The organism is Acidovorax sp. GW835-FHT14B10, assembly GCF_058793725.1.
Genome location: NZ_JBXAGC010000040.1, coordinates 13,384 through 30,346 on the forward strand (window position 1 = coordinate 13,384; position 16,963 = coordinate 30,346).

The window sequence follows — 16,963 nt, forward strand, 5'->3', positions numbered from 1 at the left end:
TGAGAGCAGCCCTTGCCGGGAATCAGCAGGAGGGTGTGGAAGCCAGACCCACGATCCGGTCCGTCCCGTCCTGACCTCGCACCCAGACATTCCATTGCCCCGAAGCACCGCTCACTGCCTCGCCACCGGCGGTGAGCTGGTCGCCGATGTACACGGGCTTCACGAAGCGAATGTCCAGCTGCATCGTCTCCAGCGCCTGCGCCGGAAAGCTGCTGCCCAGGCATTGCCACAGCAGGCACAACGACATGGTTCCATGCGCAATGGGGCGCCCCATGGGCGTTTTTGCGGCGAATTCCGCATCCAGATGGATGGGATTGAAGTCATCCGTCAGCTCGGCATACGCAGCAATCGTGGCCTGCGTGACCGCGAGGCTGGTGTTGTGCAAAGTAATGGGGGATTGCATGGCGGGCTCCTTGCTTATGCCGCCCAGATGAGCGAAATGCGGCCCTCGAACAATGCACGACCACCGTCCCCGGTGGCCCGCACGCCAAGGTCCACATAGCGGCGTTCACGCCGGATCTCCTTGCTCTCGCAGGCCACGGCAATGCGCATGGATTCGCCCGGGCGTGGCAAGGCGTGCATCCGCAATTGCTGCCTGGCATGTACGTTGCCTGGAGGCCGCGGCGCCACCACATGCAGGTAGGCACGCATCATGGCAACCACGGCCATGCTGGCGGCCTCGGGCGCGGCATTGGAGCCTTCCCGCGCGCCAGAGCCAAAGATGGACTGCCAGCGCCCAGCCTGCTGCGCGTCATAGACTTCCTCGTATTCGCCCATCGGCACACCGGGCTGGAAGTCGTCGAAGAGAATCGGATCGACCTTCATACCGACGCCTCCTGAACCGCTTCCACCACGGGCAGGACCATGCCATGCACGTCCTGGAATCCGATGCGCGCGCGCGCGCCGATCTCCAGGCCTTCACGGCCCTGTGGCAGGACGTTGGCCATGACGCGAAAGCCCTCGTCCATGTCCACGATGGCGATCACGTAGGGCAGCATGTCCTTGAAGGCCGGCAGGGGCGCGCGGTACACGGTGGTGAATGTCAGCACGGTGCCGGTGCGTTGCGAGACTTGCCAATCGAGCCGGCTGCCATGGCATTGCTCGCACAGGCTGCGCGCAATGAGCTGCACATGGCCACAGGCGGCGCAGCGCTGGTAGCGCAGCTCGCCGGCGGCGGCGCCGTCCCAGTAAGGCCGGGTGTACGCATTGGGGCGGGGCAAGGGGTAAGCGGCTGTCGTCATCTCAGGCTCCCAGAACCAAGGAACAGTGCGCGGACAGAATGCCGCCGTCACCGTGCACGAAGGCCAGCTTCGCGTTCTGCACCTGGCGCGCATCGGCATTGCCACGCAGCTGGTGCACCGCCTCCACGGCATGGAACATGCCGCCGGCCGCGCCGGAGTGCGCATACGACATCAGCCCCCCGTGCGTATTGCAAGGCAGCTTGCCACCCAGACCCAGCTCGCCGGCAGCGGCCGCGATACCGGCCTGGCCGCGCTCGAAGAAGCCGATAGATTCGAGCTCCACCGCCAGCGTGATGGTGAAGGAGTCGTAGATCTGCGCCACGTCGATATCGCCCGGTGTCACACCGGCGCGGGCGAAGGCCATCGCCGACGAGGTCTTGCAGCCGAAGTCCACCAGACTGGGGGCGGCCACGATGTGTTCATGGGTGTGCCCCTGACCGGCTCCGAGAATTTCGATGGGTTTGCCCTTGGTGTCGCGGGCCGCCGCGCGACTGCTGACCACCAGGGCCGCTCCGCCATCGGAGATCAGGCAGCAGTCCAGCATGTGCAGAGGATCGGCGATCATCTTGGAGCTCAGCACCTGGTTCACGGTGATGGGATCGCGCTTGTGGGCCTTGGGGTGGCGACCCGCATGGCGGCGGTGCTCCACGGCGATCGCCGCGAGTTGCTCCGACGTGATCCCGTACTGGTGCATGTAATGCTTGGCCACCAAGGCATAGGAAGCCGGCACGCTGATGCCGAACGGCCGCTCGAACTGGGGATGGCCGACCTCGGACAAGGCCGCCACGGCACCGTCGCGCGACATGCCGGTCAGGCGGTTGTCACCGGTGACCACCAGCACATGCCGGCACTGGCCGCTGGCCACCAGGGCCGCGGCCTGCATCACCATGATGCAGGCGCTGGCGCCGCCGGCCTGGATCGCCAGGCAGGTACCGGGATGGATGCCCAAGTATTCACAGAACACCGAGGCCAGCATCAGGTGCGGCTCGGTGAACGAGTAGGCGCACAGCACGCCGTCGACGTCGGAAAGCTGGAGGCCGGCGTCCGCCACCGCGCCCATCGCCGCCTCGGCATGCAGGGCCATGCAACTGCTGCCGGGCAGCTCGCCGACAGCGGTGTCGTAGGCGCCCGTAATGAATGCATTCATCGTCATTGCTGTCACCTCAGGGCTTGAAACCCAGGTCGCGCGCGATGATGTTGCGCTGGATGTCGCTGGTGCCCTCGCCAATCACATAGACGAAGGCATCGCGGTGGATGCGGCCCACGGGGTACTCGCGCATGATGCCGGCGCCGCCATGGATGCGGATGGCCTGTTCGCTGACCTTGAGGGCGGTTTCGGTGGCGATCAGCTTGACCTTGGCAGCGGTGGCTGCGTCCAGGCGGTTCTGATCCACCAGCCACGCGCCGTAGTACACCAGCCACTTGGCCGCTTCAATGTCGGCCGCCATGTCGGCCAGCTTGTGGGCCACGGCCTGGTAGTCGCCGATGCGCTTGCCGGCCACGATGCGATCGTCGGCAAACGCCTTGGCGGCATCGAAGGCGGCGCGGGCCATGCCCAGGGCGTTGGCGGCCACGCCCACGCGGTTCTCGCTCAGGCATTCCAGCAGCAGCGGGTAGGTGCCGGTCTGCTCGCCCAGCAGGCAGTCGTCGGACACAAAGGCGTCTTCGATGTGGATCAGCGCGGTCTCGGAGCCACGGATACCCTCTTTCTTCAGCTTGTGGATGTCGAAACCCCTGTGCGGCAGTTCGACGATGAACAGGCTGATGGCATCGGGCTTGAGTTCGGGCGAGGTGCGAGCCGCCACCATCAGGAAGTCGGCGATGGGCGCATTGGTGATGTAGAGCTTGCTGCCGCTGAGCCTCCAGCCACCCTCCACTTTCTCGGCCTTGGTCTTCATGGCGCGGATGTTGGAGCCGCCATCAGGCTCGGAAAGCGCAAAGCCAGCGATCTTGTCGCCCGCCAGCGCCGGCTTGAAGAAACGCTCCTTCTGGCTGGGCGTGCCAATCTTCCAGATGGGCCAGATGGACAGATGGGTCTGTGCCGACCAGCTGGTGGCGAAGGCCTGGCTCATGTAGCTGAGCTCTTCGCGCACGATGCAGTCGCTGACCTTGTCCATGTCGCTGCCACCGTCGGCTGCGGGATAGCGCACCCCCAGCAAGCCCAGTTCGCCCCAGCGCTTGAACACATGCTTGGGGAAGTGCTCGTTTTCTTCCGCTTCCTCCACCAGCGCAGCAAGTTCTTCACGGCACAGGCGACGCACCGTGTCCCGCACGGCTTCGTGTTCGGGTGAAAAAGAGAAGTTCAGGCTCATACGCTTCGATAAAAAAGTTCTTGATAGAGAATATAATTCAGTCAAATCAACAAAAATCTAGGTGTTTACCCTTGAATAAATGCAAAGCAATTCATTATTTAATTCTCAAATAAACAATTTTTATTCTTTATACAGAATTAAAGACACAATGCCTCACTCCAACCAAGACGTTTCCCCCAGTCGCTCGCATCGCCTGGAGGCCCTGCTCAATGCGCGCAGCGTGGCGGTGATCGGAGCCAGTGCCGACCCCGCAAAGATTTCCGGCCGCCCCATCGCCTACATGCGCGCCCGCGGCTACACCGGGGCCATCTACCCGGTGAATCCCGGACGCGAAGAGGTGCAGGGCCTGCGCTGCCATCCCAGCATCGCAGCCATTGGCCAGCCCGTGGATCTGGCCATCATCGGCACGGCCGCCGCGCATGTGGAAGGAGCCATCCGCGAAGGCATTGCCGCCGGCGTGAAGGCCTTCGTGGTGTTTTCGTCCGGCTTTGCCGAGCTGGACGAAGCGGGGTGCGCCTTGCAGGGGCGCCTGACCGATTTGGCCAGGGCGCACGACGTTGCCATCGTCGGCCCCAACTGCCTGGGCATCGCCAACTGCCGCTCCGGCCTGCTGGCCACCTTCACCACGGCGCTGGAAAGCCATGAACTGCAGCCGGGGGGTTTTTCGTTCGTCAGCCAAAGCGGCGCACTGGGCGCCTACTGGATGGACATCGTGCTGCGCAGCGGCGTCGGCTTCAGCCAGTGGGTGACCACGGGCAATGAATGCGACGTGGACGCAGCCGAAGCCATTGACTTCCTCGTCGACGACCCCGACACGCAGGTGATTGGCCTGTACATCGAGGACATCCGCCGCATCGATGCCTTCCGCGCGGCGCTGGATCGGGCCGCCCGCGCCGGCAAGCCGGTGATTGCCATCAAGGCCGGCAGCTCCAGCGCCGGCGCCGCCGCAGCGGCCTCCCACACCGGCGCGCTGGCCGGCAACGATGCCCTGTATGAGGCCTGCCTGCAGCAGCACGGGGCGCTGCGCGTACGCAGCCTCACCGAAATGATGGACGCAGCCCGCTTGCTGCTGCACGGCGCAGCGCCCGCGGGGCCACGCCTGGCGGTGATGACCGTCTCGGGAGGCGCCGGCGTATTGATTGCGGACGCCAGCGAACCCCTGGGCCTGGAGTTGCCCGCACTCAAGCCCGAGGTGGCGCAGGCGCTGGTGCCGGTGCTCCCGAGTTTTGTGCACCCCAGCAATCCGCTGGACATCACCGGCAACGTGTTGCAGGACACACCGATGATCGGCCGCGCCATGCAGGCGCTGGCGACCGACACCGAGACCCACGCCATCGTGCTGTTTATCGGCATGATGCACAGCATCGCGGACGCCTTTGTGCAGGCGCTGTCGCAGGCGCGCTCCCACGTGCACTGCCCTATCATCGTGGTCTGGGTCGGCGCCATGGACAGCAGCATCCACGCCCTGGAAGCGGCCGGCATTCCGGTGTTCCTCGACATCCCCCAGGCCATGCAGGCCATGGCCCGCTGCCTGCAGATGCAGCGCACCCGCGCGCAGATCGTCCAGCGCCCCAAGACCCAAGCGGCGACCCCGGTGGCCGACAACGGCCAATCACTGCCGACACTGTCCGAATGGGATGGCAAGCAGCTGCTCACCCGCCAGCACAGCGTGCAGATCCCCACGGGCTGGCTGCTGAAGGCCGGCGCTGCACTCCCCGCCGACCTGCCCTACCCCGTCGTCGCCAAGCTGCAGTCGGACCAGCTGCTGCACAAGAGCGATGCGGGCGGCGTGGTGCTGCGCATCCAGGACGACCCATCGTTGCAAGCAGCCATGGAACGCCTGCAGAAAGTGGGCACCGGGCTGGGCATCCCGGTGCAGGGCATTCTGGTGGAGCAGATGCTGCCCTTCGACCATGAGCTGTTGCTGGGCCTGCGCCGCGACCCGCGCTTTGGCCCGGTACTGACGCTGGCGCGCGGCGGCATCGAAGCCGAGCTGGACCCCGACGTGGTCAACCTGCTGTTGCCCGCCAACGCCGACGACATTGCACAAATGCTCAGCCACCTGCGCTGCTTCAAGCTGCTGCAGGGCTTTCGCGGCAAGCCCGGGGCCGACATATCCGCAGTGGCACGCCGCATTGCGGATCTGGCCGAATGGTTTTTGCAACAACCGCTGCGTGAGCTGGAAATCAACCCGCTGGTCATCCAGGGCAACCAGGTGTGGGCGCTGGACGCCCTGATCACGCCTTTGGCAACGGATTGAACACCCGAGCACAACCACGAGAAGTCTCATCGCCGCATTGATAATATTTGCCGCTTCTTCCTGCGGGTCCAAGTCGGCCGTTGAGAACCACCCAACCCATGCACCAGCGCATGGGGCCGCTTTTTTATCGGATGTCCCCTTACATGACTGATGCACCTCTCCCCGAAAAACTGGTGGGAGCACTGAGTTCTGGCCTCAAGGTTCTTCGTTACCTCGCCAAGTCTCCCAACCCCGTAGGAGTGACGCGCATTGCCAAGGATCTGGAACTCAATGCGAGTACCTGCTTCAATCTGCTCAAGACCCTGGTCCATGAGCGGCTTGTGACATTCGAAGAATCCACCAAAACCTACAGCATGGGCCTGGGACTGGTGGAATTGGCAAAGGGATCCCTGGAGAAAGCCTCTTATGTGCGCATGATGCGCCCGCACCTGCAGGAGCTTGCCACCCGCCACAACATCACCACCACTTTGTGGCAAGTCTCGCGTGACGACCGCGTCGTGCTCGTCGATTTGGCGGAAAGCGGTTCCACGTTGCGTGTTCACATGAGCATCGGCCAGCGCCTGCCTATGTACATTGCCGCCCTTGGCCGCTGCATGGCTGCGCATTCCGGCCTGACCACCATGGAAATACGGCGCAAGATCAGCGAGTTGCGCTGGGAAGACGGGCCCAGCTTCGAAACCTATATGAGCGAGGTTGAGCAGGTTCGTCAGCTTGGATATGCCGTTGACCACGGCAACTACGTCAGGGGGGTGATCACTGTCTCCTCGCCTATCCTCGATAGTCAGGGCCGCCCCCTGATGGCCGTGAGCGCCGTCGGTTTCAGCACACAGTTTTCACAAAACTCCCTTCAGGCGCTTTGCGAAGACCTGCGTGAGCGCTGCCGCGAGGCAACCCTTGCTGTCTCTGGGGGGATAGTTCAAAAGCTTTGGGGAAATTAAAGCTGCGCTGAACAAACCGTCGCAATTCTTTACGCCAACCTGGATGACGCTGTTTTTTGGATTTCGAGGCCTCTCGCGCCGCGCATTTGGGCCGTTCGCGGGGCCTTGAGGCCTGATTTCCACCCTTACGGGCGCACCTGTCCCTGCAGGCGCCCTCGGCCCAGGTAGATGTTGGCCAGCGCCAACACGGTGAACGCACGCGTGGCGTTTTTCTGCAGACCGCGGTAACGCACCTTGCCAAAGCCCCACAACCGCTTGACCACCTCGAACACATGCTCGACGCGGGCACGCATCCGCGACTTGTTGCGGTTCTTGGCCCGCTGCACCTCGTCCACCTCGCCCGCACGGCGCGTACGCTGGTTGGTGAAGTCCTTGGCCCTGGGGGCCTTGCTCGCTATCAGTGCTTTCTGGCTGGCATAGGCCGAGTCGCCATAGACGCGCTGTTCGTTGCCGTGCAGCAAATCAGGCAGCGGATGTTTGTCATGCACGTTGGCAGCTGTGACCACCGCGCTGTGGGTCAACCCAGTTTGGCTGTCCACACCAATGTGCAGCTTCATGCCGAAATGCCACTGCTACCCCTTCTTGGTCTGGTGCATTTCGGGGTCTCTGGCCTTGTTGACGTTCTTGGTCGAACTCGGAGCACCAATGATGGTGGCGTCCACGATGGTGTCTGTGTGGACCTTGATGCCGCGCGCCTGTAGCTCCTTGCCTACCCGGGCGAACAGGACCTCGCCAGCTTGTTGTCATTGAGCAGGTGGTAGAACCTGAGCATGGTGGTGGCATCAGGCACCGGCCCACAAAACGGCGCAGGCTGGCACTGTCGTACCAGGCTTCCTCGCACGCCAGGTCGGCGAGGTTGAACCAGTGCTGGATGAAGTGAATGCGCAGCATGCGCTCAAGCCCGATGGGCGGGCGCCCATTGCCGGCTTTGGGATAGTGCGGCGCGATTTCATCGCACAGCGCAGCCCAGGGCACCAGCGCCTCCATGGTCTTGAGGAATTCATCGCGCCGCGTGGGTTTGCGGTGCTGTTCAAAGCCCGACTGCGCGTCGGCTGCCATGGCAAGGGTCTGCTGCTTCATGGCCCTGTAATTTACCCAGGCGGCAGGTGCCGCGGGGACTTTTTCAGCATTGCCTTTGGTTTGCGTAGAAAGCGTGGTCGCGCGGGCCTGGTGGATGCGACGCGCCACTGCGTCTTCAAAACGTCGCTGGTGAATTCACCCACAAGATACGCGCCAAGCCGGTGCCCACATTGGAATAACCGTGCGGAACCTGGCTGGAGAATGTGAACACGTCCCCCGCGTGTACAACAAAACGTTCATCGGCGAGTTGCAACTCCACCGATCCTTCCAGCACGTAACCCATTTCTTCGCCCATGTGCTCTATCTGTCCGTCACTGCTTTGACCGGGTTCCATGATGTGGATGTTGGCTTGCAGCAACCCGCCCCGTTGCGGCAAAACCAACCGTTCAAGTGCGATACCCCCAGTGCGAATCACAGGGCGTGCACCGGCCCGAAATATCGGACCGGCATTGGGTTTGCCCTCTGAGGTCAGCGTTGCGATATTGGTGTCCAGCGCCACTGCCAGCCGGTGCAGCATCGCCAGCGATGGGGTGGCAGTGCCACGCTCAATCTTGGAGATCAGGCTCTCCGAGCATTCGGCTTTGCGCGCAAGTTCAATAAGCGTGTAGCCGGCCACCAACCGTGCATGTCGCAGTCGTACACCCAACATGCTGGTGGGGCTGGGGCGGTCTTTCGATGGGACGGGTTGCACGGAATCGGTGCTGATCGTCACGGGGTCTCCATCCGGTTGTGGTTATGGTGCTTGATTTGCCAGAGCGGTCACAGTGTAGGCGAGTGCCTGCACGCCCAGGAGCAGATCACGCGGGTCGGTGGCTTCAGCCGCGTTGTGACTGATGCCCTTGATGCTAGGAACAAAGATCATCGCCGTGGGGCAATGGTCGGCAAGATACATCGCATCATGGAATGCACCCGAGGTGATGGACATCGGTGCGGGCAGACCTGCATGGGTGCACGCACGTTCGGCCGCCGTCTGGATGAGGTCCAGAATGGGGCGGGGAAAATGGGTCGGTGCACGCTGGAAAAATCGCTCAAGAGACACCACATCATTTGACTCGGCGGCCAAGCCACGCAGAAACGCTTCGAAACGGTCGAGCACGCTGTCGGTCAGGCAGCGCATGTCGACGGTGAAATCGACACGGCCTGGAATCGTGTTGACGGAATTGGGGGTGACCTGCCAGCGGCCCAGCGTCAGGCGCAATTGGTTAGCCGCCTCCGCGGCAGCAAAGTCGTAGAGCTTCTGTGCCAGCGCCACGGCGGCTGCCATGGCATCGCGGCGCTCATCCATGGGGGTGGTTCCAGCATGGGCCATGGATCCATGGCATGTGACGTTGAACCAGCGTACCGCCTGGATGCCCGTCACCACGCCCAGTGGAATGCCTGCCCGTTCCAGCACAGGGCCTTGTTCAATGTGGAGTTCGACGCAAGCAGACATTGGGCGTTGCATCGCGCAGCGCGGAACGTCGGGCGTGGAATCCAAGGCCACCCGCAATGCCTCGGAAAACCGTACCTTGTTCTGATCCACTGCATCCAGATAACCCTTCAAGCTCGAAGGATCGACGAAAGCGCTGGAGCCCATGGCGCCGGGACCGAAGCGGCTGCCTTCTTCGTTGGTCCAGGCGACGACCTCGATGGGCCGCAGGGTGTTGATGCCCGCGTCGTTGAGCGCGGCGATGACTTCAAGACCTGCCACCACGCCGTACGCGCCATCCAGTTTTCCGCCTACGGGTTGGGTATCCCCATGGCTTCCTGTCAACACGGCAGGCAGGTCATTGCGCTGACCAGGCCGGCGGAAAAACAGGTTGGCACAGTCGTCAACCATGACTTCGCACCCCAGGGCGCGGGCCTGGTCAATCAAATAGCGGCGCGAGGCCAGATCAATGTCAGTGAGCGTCTCACGCGAAACACCGCCGTCCGCGCGACCACCAAAGGTCGCCAACGAAGCGATGAATGCTTGCAAGCGCTCGTTGTTGATAGAGTCTTGGGCCAGCGCTGCGGCTGGTGAAGAGAGTTGCTGATTCACTATGGTTACCTGAAATTTTTATGCCAGGCTGCGTTCCAGCGCATGCGCGGCACCGAGAACTTGGGCATCGTGGAAGGTGCGTCCTACCAGCGTGACGCCGACCGGCATCCCGTCCTGGCCGGTGCCGACCGGGACATGAACGCATGGATTTCCCAGCAGGGACCACATACGGTTGAACACCGGATCTCCCGTCGCTTGCAACCCGGTTGGCGCCGTGCCCTCGGTGCTGGGCGCAAGAATGACGTCGAACTGCTCGAACATGGCATCCAGTGCATTGCGCGCCTGTCGGGCCTGGGCGAGCGCTGCAAAGAAACGGTTGCCGTCAATGCCCCGGCCGTTGACCAATACGGCCGCGAAAGCCGGGCTGAAACGGTCTGCTGCCGTGCGCAATTCGGGCTCGAAGGCTGCAGCAGCCTCGTAACCCATGATATCGATTTGCGCGTCGTTCAGCGGTGCGAAACATGAGGGCAAGGTGATGTCGCTCAGGCGCGCGCCATTGAGCTCGAATAGGCGGCTCGCCGTTGCAATGGCCTGACGTGTGTCTTCACTCGCCCGATCCCAATACGGCGTTTGACATAGGCCTATACGCAGGCTGGCCGTTGGCTGGGGATCCAGCGGCAGGCGCGCCAGTATTCCTACGAAAAACGCAGCGTCGTCCACGGTGCGCGCTAGGGCTCCTACCGTGTCCAGACTGGGGGAAAGTGGTTTGATGCCAGCCAGGGGCAGGGTGCCGTGCGTGGGCTTGTAGCCCACGACCCCGCAATAGGCAGCAGGGCGGACGATCGAACCTGCCGTCTGTGTGCCAAACGCTACAGGCACCATGCCCGCCGCAACGGCGGCTGCGGATCCGCTTGATGACCCGCCTGGCGTTCGGGAGCCGGACGCCGTACTGCGAGGATTGCGCGTGGGGCCGGGTTGGAACGTGGCAAATTCCGTCGTGACGGTCTTGCCCATGACGATGGCCCCCGCGCTCCGGGAGGCGGCCACACACCCCGCATCCACAGCAGGGCGATGCCCCGTATAGATGGGGGAACCATAAGTGGTGGGCATATCGCTCGTATCCATCAGGTCTTTCACCCCGACAGGCAGGCCGTGAAGGGAGCCGCTTGCCGCGCCTGAATCCAATGCACGTGCCTGTGCCCGCACCTGCGCGGGGTCAAAGTGCTGCCACGCCTGGATGTCAGGCTCGATGGCATCGATACGCTCTATGAACGCTTCAACAGCGGCCAGCACCGGCATTTCACGGCGGGCAAGGCGGGTGACGAGTTCGCGTGCGGACCAACGAAGACAGTCGTTCATTGCGTGCTCCCGGGTTCAGCCGAAGTAGGCCGCTCTCACTTCGTCGTTGGCAGCCAGCGCTTGGGCAGTGCCTTCGGCCATCACCCGGCCTTGCGACAGCACATAGCCATAGTGCGAGATGGCCAGCGTCTGCCGAGCGTTCTGCTCCACCAGCAGCACCGTCATGCCCATGGCGTTGATTTGCTTGATGACGTTGAAGTTTTCTTTCACGTACAGTGGTGATAGTCCCAGAGAAGGTTCATCGATCACCAGCAACTGGGGTTCAGCCATCAGCCCACGGCCGATGGAGACCATGGCCTGCTCGCCGCCGGACATCGTGCCCGCCAGCTGGATAGAACGTTCCTTGAGGCGCGGAAAAATGGTGTAGACCTTCTCCAGACGCTCGCGCACCAAGGCACTGTTCTTTTCCAAGAATGCGCCGAGTGCGAGGTTCTCAGCCACCGTCATGCGCGGGAAGATCTTGCGACCTTCGGGAATGCATGAGATGCCGCCCGCCACAATCTTGTGTGTCTTTTCTCCTGCCAGGTCACGACCGTTCCACAGGATCTGACCCTGGCGCGGTGGGGTCAGGCCCAGAATGGCGCGAATCAGGGTGCTCTTGCCGGCACCGTTGGCGCCCAGAATGCAGGTGATCTTGCCGGGCGCGACCTCAATGGACACGTCGTGCAGCACGTTCACCTTGTCGTAGCCCGTGGTCAGGCCTTTTACTGTCAGCGCGCTCATACGGTTTCCTCTCCCAGATAGGCAGTCTGCACGTTCGGATCGGATGTGATCTGCGCGTAGGTTCCCTCGGCAATCTTTTGACCGTAGTTAAAAACGACGCAGCGGTCGGTGATGCGTTCGATCACATTCATCTCATGCTCGATAAGCACCACGGTCAGGTTGTTGAGCTTGCTGCGTACATCGAGAATGTCGCTCATCAGCGCATGTGTTTCGTCGTGCGTCATGCCAGCCGATGGCTCGTCAAGCAGCAGCAGGCGCGGCTGGCTCAGCAAGGCACGGCACACTTCAATGCGGCGGCGGTCGATCATGGTGAAGGTTTCTACCGGCTCAAACATTCGCTCCACCAACGGCGGACTGAAAATGTTGAGCAGGTCGCGGACCTTCTGCACGTACGCGTCATACTCTGCACGAAAGGCCTTGCGGCGGAACAGATTGAAGATCAGCCCGTGGTGCATGTGCTGGTAGTCCCCGATGACGATGTTGTCAAACACCGTGAGCGGTAGCGACAGGCGTGAGCGCTGGAACGTGCGGGCCACGCCGCTGCGGTAAATCTCCTGCGGCGTCTTTCCAAGGACGTTTCCCCCCCTGTAGAGCGCGCTGCCGCTGCTGGCCTTGTACAGCCCGGTCAGCACATTGAAGAACGTGGTCTTGCCCGAACCGTTGGGACCGAGCAGGCCCAGCACTTCTCCTTCAAAAATCGACATGTTGAGGTTGTCGAGTGCCGTGAGACCACCGAAACGCATCGTCAGATCTTTGACTTCGACCAGTGTTTGCTTTTGGCTCATCGCGAGGCCTCCTGGCTGAAGAACAGGCGTGTCTTGCGCGGCAGCAGCCCGTCGGGGCGGAACAGGAGGATGGCAATCACCAGCGCTGCATAGAACAGGAAGCGGTATTCCTGGATGAACTGCAGTTTTTCAGGCAGCACCAGCACAATCACGGCCGCCGGAATCAGGCCCACGGCATTTCCCAACCCACCCAGAATCACGATCGACAGCATGAGCAGCGAGTCGGCAAAGGTGAAGTTGTTCGGTGCAACAAAACCCGTGATCATGCCGTACACACTGCCGGCAATGCCAGCGAAGAAATTGCCCATCATGAAAGCGATGACCTTCCAGCGCGCAATGTGCAGACCGAACGTAGCCGCTGCCGTCTCGTCGGTGCGCACCACGTCCATACTCAGACCGATCCATGAGCGCTCCAGTGCCTTGACGATCAGGAAGATGCCGCCGCACACCACCAGGCTCAGTACGGCATAGCTCACATAAAACGATGCCTCATGACCGAAGATCGAGAAGGACTCATTGAGAGAGTGGCCGAACAAGCTCATGCCAGGAACCTGCAAGCCCTGCGGCCCACCCAGCACGTCGTTCACTTCGATGAAGGTCTTGAAAAGGATGCCAAAGGCGATGGTCACCAACGCCGCATAGTGCCCGCGGGTGCGTAACACGGGGGTAATCAGCACCGAGCCAATGACTGCTGCAATCAGGCCGGAGATCACCACAATCAGCAGGTGTGGAATACCTGTGTGCGTGGCCAGAACAGCAGTGGCATAGGCACCGATGCCGAAGAAGGCCGCGCCCGCAAAGTTGGCCACCCCCGAAAAGCCGAACTGCAGCGTGAGACCGAGGCCAGCCGTTGCGTAGAGCAGCACTGCGCAGATCATGAGCAGCACGAAGTGCTGGTCATAGAACAGCGCGATCAGTGCGAGGGTGGAGCAAGCCGCCCAGATTTGGGCCAGTCCAGGGCGACTGGTGCCTGCGGCTTCAATCTGTGCGGTGATCCCTGTCTTTCGTGCAATGACCACAGCGATCGCCGCCGCGGCAAGCAGTATGGCGATACCGATCTGTGTTTCGGCATGCAGAAACAGCCACATGTAGAGGGTCAGAGCGATGCTGGTGAAGGCCAGCACCATGGCCGCTTTGCGTGTTGATCTGATCATGGTGTTAAACCCGCTCGCTGGATTTTTCGGCAATCAGGCCGGTTGGTTTCCAGGCCATCAGAATGATGACCACCGCAAAGGCGAAGACGTCCTTGTATGCGCTCGGGATGTCGGGGATCAGCGCGGGGAGAGCCGCACTACCGAGCACCTGCAATGCCGCGAACAGGAAGCCGCCAATGATGGCGCCGTAGATGTTGCCCAGGCCGCCCAAAATGGCCGCCGCAAAACCGATCACGCCCAGCAGCAATCCGACGTTGAAGTTGATTTCGTTGTAATAAAGGCCGTTCATCACGCCAGCCAGTGCGGCCATGGCGGAGCCCAGCGCAAAGGTGAGCAGCACCACCGCTTCGAAGTTGATGCCCATGAGGCGAGCGGTTTCGCCATCCTGCGCGACGGCACGAATAGCCATGCCCAGACGGGAACGAGTGATGAGCAGATGCACGCCGACGATCACGGCGGCTCCAGTGGCCAGAAGAATCAGGTTATCCACGCGCAGGGCGAAATTGCCCAGTTCGATGACATCCGACGGCAGCAGACGTGGAAACGGCTTGGGATTGGATCCATCTGGATAAAAGAGGCGCACGGCCTCACGGATGACTGTGCCCAACATCAGTGTGGCGAGCAACGTATTCAGCGGCGGCGCTTTGCGCAGCGGCAAGATCAAAAACTTGGCGATACCGGCGCCGAGCACGCCAGTCACGAAGATGGCACAACCGACCACGGCAACCAGTTGGAGCCATGGCGAGCTGATGTCCAGCATGGTCATGCCAATGGATGCCGCCAGACCAGCGAAAGCGCCGACCATGAGCACATCGCCGTGCGAAAACTTGATCACGTCCAATACGCCGAAGAACAGCGTAAAGCCAACGGCGACCATGGCATAGATCATGCCAAGCATCAGGCCGTTGAATATGTATTGCCCCAACTCGCTCATTGTGTTCCCCTGTCATGCTGCGGACAGCCAAGGCTGTCCGCAGCAGCCTCTTTAGAGACCAGCCAATTTCTTCTTGCCGGTGGCATATGCGCTGTCTTCCCAGACAACCCACTTGCCGTTGTCCACCACGTACTTGGTCACGAGTGGCACAACGTTCTGACGATGGTCGTCGAAGGTCACCTTGCCGATGACGGTGTCGACGTCCTTGGTGGCGTTCAGCACGTCACGAACCTTCTTGCGGTCTGGGCCTACCTTTTCCACTGCATCCATGATCAGGTTGGCTGCAGCGAAGGCGAACGGTCCATAGGCCTCCGGTGGCTCGCTGTACTTTTGCTGTTGGTACTTCTCGGAAAAGAACTTGCCGCCCGGCAGCTTTTCCAGAGGTGCCCCTTCCAGAAAGGCCAGCGAGCCTTCTGCCAACTCTGCGCCAACACCCTGAACATAGGCATCGGACATGACACCCGAGGTACCCTGGAACTGTGCCTTGATACCCAGCTTGTCCATTTGCGTGCGGATGCGAACGCCCAGGGGAGTGAGGCCACCGAAGTAGATGACGTCTGGCTTCATTTCGCGGATCTTGGTCAGCTCCGTTGTGAAGTCCTGCTGATCCGCCGTGACGCCAAAGGTACCAATCACGGTGCCGCCGTTTTTCTTCAGGAATTCGCTGAAATACTTGTTGTGACCCTTACCGTAGTCGGTCGTATCGTGGATCACGGCCCACTTCTTGTAGCCGAGGTTGGTGACGAACTTCGCGGCTACTTCGCTCTGGTTGATCATCGTGCCGTTGACACGGTGGACCTCCTTGAAGTCGTTGGCGTAGGTGATTTCTGGCAGCACGGCGCCCCAAACCACAGCCGGCATACCGAAACGGTTGTAGACACCCACCGTTCCCATCGCCACGGCGGAGCAGAAATGCGTCACGCCTGCAACGATGTGGCGATCCGCCGCCACCTTGGTTGCAACCTGCACACCGACGTTGGGACGGCATTCATCATCCTGGATCACCAACTGGTAGGTGTACTTCGATTTGGGGTCGGCGTTGCGGAGCTGAACCGCAAGATCGGCAGAGTTGCGACCACCCAAACCGATGGCAGATACGCCGCCCGTAAGGGGGCCCACGAATGCGATCTTGACGACATCCTTGGCGGCGACAGGAGCGCTGACCAAAATCAGGCTGGCGGAAGCGGACAGCATAGCGGCCGCAATGACGGAATGTTTCATTTGCACCTTTCCCCTTCGAAGTAGTTACAGAATTTCATTCAAATCAATTGAACATATTTACATGATCTATGCATGCAATTCAAGCGACTTGAATTTTGATGAGCAAGCATCATGCCAGTGGAGGTTGCAACGATGAATGCTCGCAAACCCTGCTTTCGCAGCGCACCACGCAGCGGGGTTACACAGGGAAAACATAGGGAAACGCATTCCATTGACGAGGTACAGGGGCTCTGGGCGCAAAAGAGGACTGGCCGCGACGATGAGCCATGTTTCATAACGGTGCGCAAAGTCGCCCTGCGATGGTGCCCGCCGTGTTCAGCAAGAACTGCAATGTCATGGTTCCATCTGAATGGACACCTCGTTCGGGGTTTTTGACCGACGAGTACGAAACGAGCATGACAGGCGATCCTTCGATGCAGCCTTCAAACTGCCATCGCCGCGCGCCGGCCCACGCCGGGGCTGATCGTTCACTCCGATCAAGGTAGCGAATACGCCCGTGCCGAACCTCGCAGCTGCGGCAACGCCATGGCCTGGTTGCCAGCATGAGCCGCAAAGGCAACTGCTGGGACACTCAATCTACGATGGCTCCGAGCGCTGCTTCCTGAATCTGAAGATGGAGCGGGTATGACCGCGCGACCATGCCAACCACGCCGAGGCGAAATTGGACATTGCCGACTACATCGTTAGCTTCTACAACCCGATCCGATTGCATTCGAGCCTCGGGTACCGTGCCCCGGTGGGGTACGAGCGGTCCGAAGTGACGATCGGCCGAAGGCAATCAACATCACCACATTCCACCGATAGACGTGTCCGAAAAGACTTGACCACGACACAGGTGTCCGGCCGTTGCATCAGGGACAGCCGCGGATGGCCACAACACCAGACGCCTGCACATCAGGGACCCATGCGAACAAGGTTTTCTTAGTATTTATCCGTAAATAACATTGACTGGTAGCTCAATCTTGCGCAGAGCGATGATGGCCGCAGCAAGGTGGT

At 61.3% G+C, this 16,963-nt stretch carries 15 protein-coding genes and 2 pseudogenes; 3 read left to right on the forward strand and 14 right to left on the reverse strand.

Annotated features, from left to right (window positions below; genetic code table 11):
• Nucleotides 1–22 precede the first annotated feature (22 nt).
• From AC1Q5S_RS20570 to AC1Q5S_RS20590, 5 genes are read right to left on the reverse strand one after another with little or no spacing between them, the layout of a single operon-like run.
• Nucleotides 23–403 carry a MaoC family dehydratase gene (locus tag AC1Q5S_RS20570; protein ID WP_303835752.1) on the reverse strand — a complete coding sequence of 127 codons (381 nt, stop codon included), beginning with the start codon at nt 401–403 and terminating at the stop codon, nt 23–25.
• Between the two features lie 14 nt (nt 404–417).
• Nucleotides 418–825, reverse strand: coding sequence for a hypothetical protein (locus tag AC1Q5S_RS20575; protein WP_303835754.1), 408 nt, complete (start codon nt 823–825; stop codon nt 418–420).
• Nucleotides 822–1,241: a Zn-ribbon domain-containing OB-fold protein gene (locus AC1Q5S_RS20580; protein ID WP_303835756.1), complete on the reverse strand. Its 420-nt coding sequence runs from the start codon at nt 1,239–1,241 to the stop codon at nt 822–824. Before AC1Q5S_RS20580 ends, AC1Q5S_RS20575 begins: the two co-directional genes overlap by 4 nt.
• Nucleotide 1,242: 1 nt before the next feature.
• Nucleotides 1,243–2,394: a thiolase family protein gene (locus AC1Q5S_RS20585; RefSeq protein WP_303835758.1), complete on the reverse strand. Its 1,152-nt coding sequence runs from the start codon at nt 2,392–2,394 to the stop codon at nt 1,243–1,245.
• Nucleotides 2,395–2,404: 10 nt separating this feature from the next.
• Nucleotides 2,405–3,553, reverse strand: a complete 1,149-nt coding sequence (locus tag AC1Q5S_RS20590; protein ID WP_303835760.1) for an acyl-CoA dehydrogenase family protein — start codon at nt 3,551–3,553, stop codon at nt 2,405–2,407.
• A 148-nt stretch (nt 3,554–3,701) separates the two neighbouring features.
• On the opposite strand from AC1Q5S_RS20590, the gene AC1Q5S_RS20595 reads away from it, so the two are divergent.
• Nucleotides 3,702–5,813, forward strand: coding sequence for an acetate--CoA ligase family protein (locus AC1Q5S_RS20595; protein ID WP_492239342.1), 2,112 nt, complete (start codon nt 3,702–3,704; stop codon nt 5,811–5,813).
• 143 nt (nt 5,814–5,956) lie between these two features.
• The gene (locus tag AC1Q5S_RS20600; RefSeq protein ID WP_303835777.1) at nt 5,957–6,751 is read left to right on the forward strand and encodes an IclR family transcriptional regulator; all 795 of its coding nucleotides are present in this window, start codon (nt 5,957–5,959) and stop codon (nt 6,749–6,751) included.
• 125 nt (nt 6,752–6,876) lie between these two features.
• Here AC1Q5S_RS20600 and AC1Q5S_RS20605 read toward each other — a convergent pair.
• From AC1Q5S_RS20605 to AC1Q5S_RS20645, 9 genes and pseudogenes are all read right to left on the reverse strand, one after another.
• A pseudogene (locus AC1Q5S_RS20605) lies at nt 6,877–7,831 on the reverse strand (IS5 family transposase).
• Between the two features lie 115 nt (nt 7,832–7,946).
• Entirely contained in the window at nt 7,947–8,480 is a 534-nt protein-coding gene (locus tag AC1Q5S_RS20610; protein ID WP_303835779.1) for a helix-turn-helix domain-containing protein, read from the reverse strand.
• An 84-nt stretch (nt 8,481–8,564) separates the two neighbouring features.
• Nucleotides 8,565–9,851 carry a M20 family metallo-hydrolase gene (locus tag AC1Q5S_RS20615; RefSeq protein ID WP_492239343.1) on the reverse strand — a complete coding sequence of 429 codons (1,287 nt, stop codon included), beginning with the start codon at nt 9,849–9,851 and terminating at the stop codon, nt 8,565–8,567.
• 18 nt (nt 9,852–9,869) lie between these two features.
• On the reverse strand, nt 9,870–11,150 hold the full coding sequence (locus AC1Q5S_RS20620; RefSeq protein ID WP_303835765.1) for an amidase: 1,281 nt from the start codon (nt 11,148–11,150) through the stop codon (nt 9,870–9,872).
• Nucleotides 11,151–11,165: 15 nt separating this feature from the next.
• Complete coding sequence (locus AC1Q5S_RS20625; RefSeq protein ID WP_303835767.1) at nt 11,166–11,873, reverse strand: ABC transporter ATP-binding protein; 708 nt, start codon at nt 11,871–11,873, stop codon at nt 11,166–11,168.
• Entirely contained in the window at nt 11,870–12,658 is a 789-nt protein-coding gene (locus AC1Q5S_RS20630; RefSeq protein ID WP_492239344.1) for an ABC transporter ATP-binding protein, read from the reverse strand. Before AC1Q5S_RS20630 ends, AC1Q5S_RS20625 begins: the two co-directional genes overlap by 4 nt.
• Nucleotides 12,655–13,785, reverse strand: coding sequence for a branched-chain amino acid ABC transporter permease (locus AC1Q5S_RS20635; RefSeq protein WP_492239346.1), 1,131 nt, complete (start codon nt 13,783–13,785; stop codon nt 12,655–12,657). The genes AC1Q5S_RS20630 and AC1Q5S_RS20635 overlap by 4 nt, the downstream gene beginning before the upstream one ends.
• A gap of 31 nt (nt 13,786–13,816) precedes the next feature.
• Nucleotides 13,817–14,746: a branched-chain amino acid ABC transporter permease gene (locus AC1Q5S_RS20640; RefSeq protein WP_492239345.1), complete on the reverse strand. Its 930-nt coding sequence runs from the start codon at nt 14,744–14,746 to the stop codon at nt 13,817–13,819.
• 51 nt (nt 14,747–14,797) lie between these two features.
• Complete coding sequence (locus tag AC1Q5S_RS20645) at nt 14,798–15,940, reverse strand: branched-chain amino acid ABC transporter substrate-binding protein (RefSeq protein ID WP_492239347.1); 1,143 nt, start codon at nt 15,938–15,940, stop codon at nt 14,798–14,800.
• A gap of 444 nt (nt 15,941–16,384) precedes the next feature.
• Here AC1Q5S_RS20645 and AC1Q5S_RS20650 point away from each other — a divergent pair.
• Nucleotides 16,385–16,715, forward strand: a pseudogene (locus AC1Q5S_RS20650) (IS3 family transposase); the annotation flags it as partial.
• Between the last annotated feature and the right edge of the window lie 248 nt (nt 16,716–16,963).

What these genes read in the sequence shown, in the direction of transcription:
- AC1Q5S_RS20610 (WP_303835779.1), bottom strand. Translation starts at nt 8,480, where the DNA reads ATGTTGGGTGTACGACTGCGACATGCACGGTTGGTGGCCGGCTACACG.
- AC1Q5S_RS20595 (WP_492239342.1), top strand. Translation starts at nt 3,702, where the DNA reads ATGCCTCACTCCAACCAAGACGTTTCCCCCAGTCGCTCGCATCGCCTG.
- AC1Q5S_RS20645 (WP_492239347.1), bottom strand. Translation starts at nt 15,940, where the DNA reads ATGCTGTCCGCTTCCGCCAGCCTGATTTTGGTCAGCGCTCCTGTCGCC.
- AC1Q5S_RS20580 (WP_303835756.1), bottom strand. Translation starts at nt 1,241, where the DNA reads ATGACGACAGCCGCTTACCCCTTGCCCCGCCCCAATGCGTACACCCGG.
- AC1Q5S_RS20600 (WP_303835777.1), top strand. Translation starts at nt 5,957, where the DNA reads ATGACTGATGCACCTCTCCCCGAAAAACTGGTGGGAGCACTGAGTTCT.
- AC1Q5S_RS20590 (WP_303835760.1), bottom strand. Translation starts at nt 3,553, where the DNA reads ATGAGCCTGAACTTCTCTTTTTCACCCGAACACGAAGCCGTGCGGGAC.
- AC1Q5S_RS20640 (WP_492239345.1), bottom strand. Translation starts at nt 14,746, where the DNA reads ATGAGCGAGTTGGGGCAATACATATTCAACGGCCTGATGCTTGGCATG.
- AC1Q5S_RS20575 (WP_303835754.1), bottom strand. Translation starts at nt 825, where the DNA reads ATGAAGGTCGATCCGATTCTCTTCGACGACTTCCAGCCCGGTGTGCCG.
- AC1Q5S_RS20635 (WP_492239346.1), bottom strand. Translation starts at nt 13,785, where the DNA reads ATGGTGCTGGCCTTCACCAGCATCGCTCTGACCCTCTACATGTGGCTG.
- AC1Q5S_RS20585 (WP_303835758.1), bottom strand. Translation starts at nt 2,394, where the DNA reads ATGACGATGAATGCATTCATTACGGGCGCCTACGACACCGCTGTCGGC.
- AC1Q5S_RS20620 (WP_303835765.1), bottom strand. Translation starts at nt 11,150, where the DNA reads ATGAACGACTGTCTTCGTTGGTCCGCACGCGAACTCGTCACCCGCCTT.
- AC1Q5S_RS20570 (WP_303835752.1), bottom strand. Translation starts at nt 403, where the DNA reads ATGCAATCCCCCATTACTTTGCACAACACCAGCCTCGCGGTCACGCAG.
- AC1Q5S_RS20630 (WP_492239344.1), bottom strand. Translation starts at nt 12,658, where the DNA reads ATGAGCCAAAAGCAAACACTGGTCGAAGTCAAAGATCTGACGATGCGT.
- AC1Q5S_RS20625 (WP_303835767.1), bottom strand. Translation starts at nt 11,873, where the DNA reads ATGAGCGCGCTGACAGTAAAAGGCCTGACCACGGGCTACGACAAGGTG.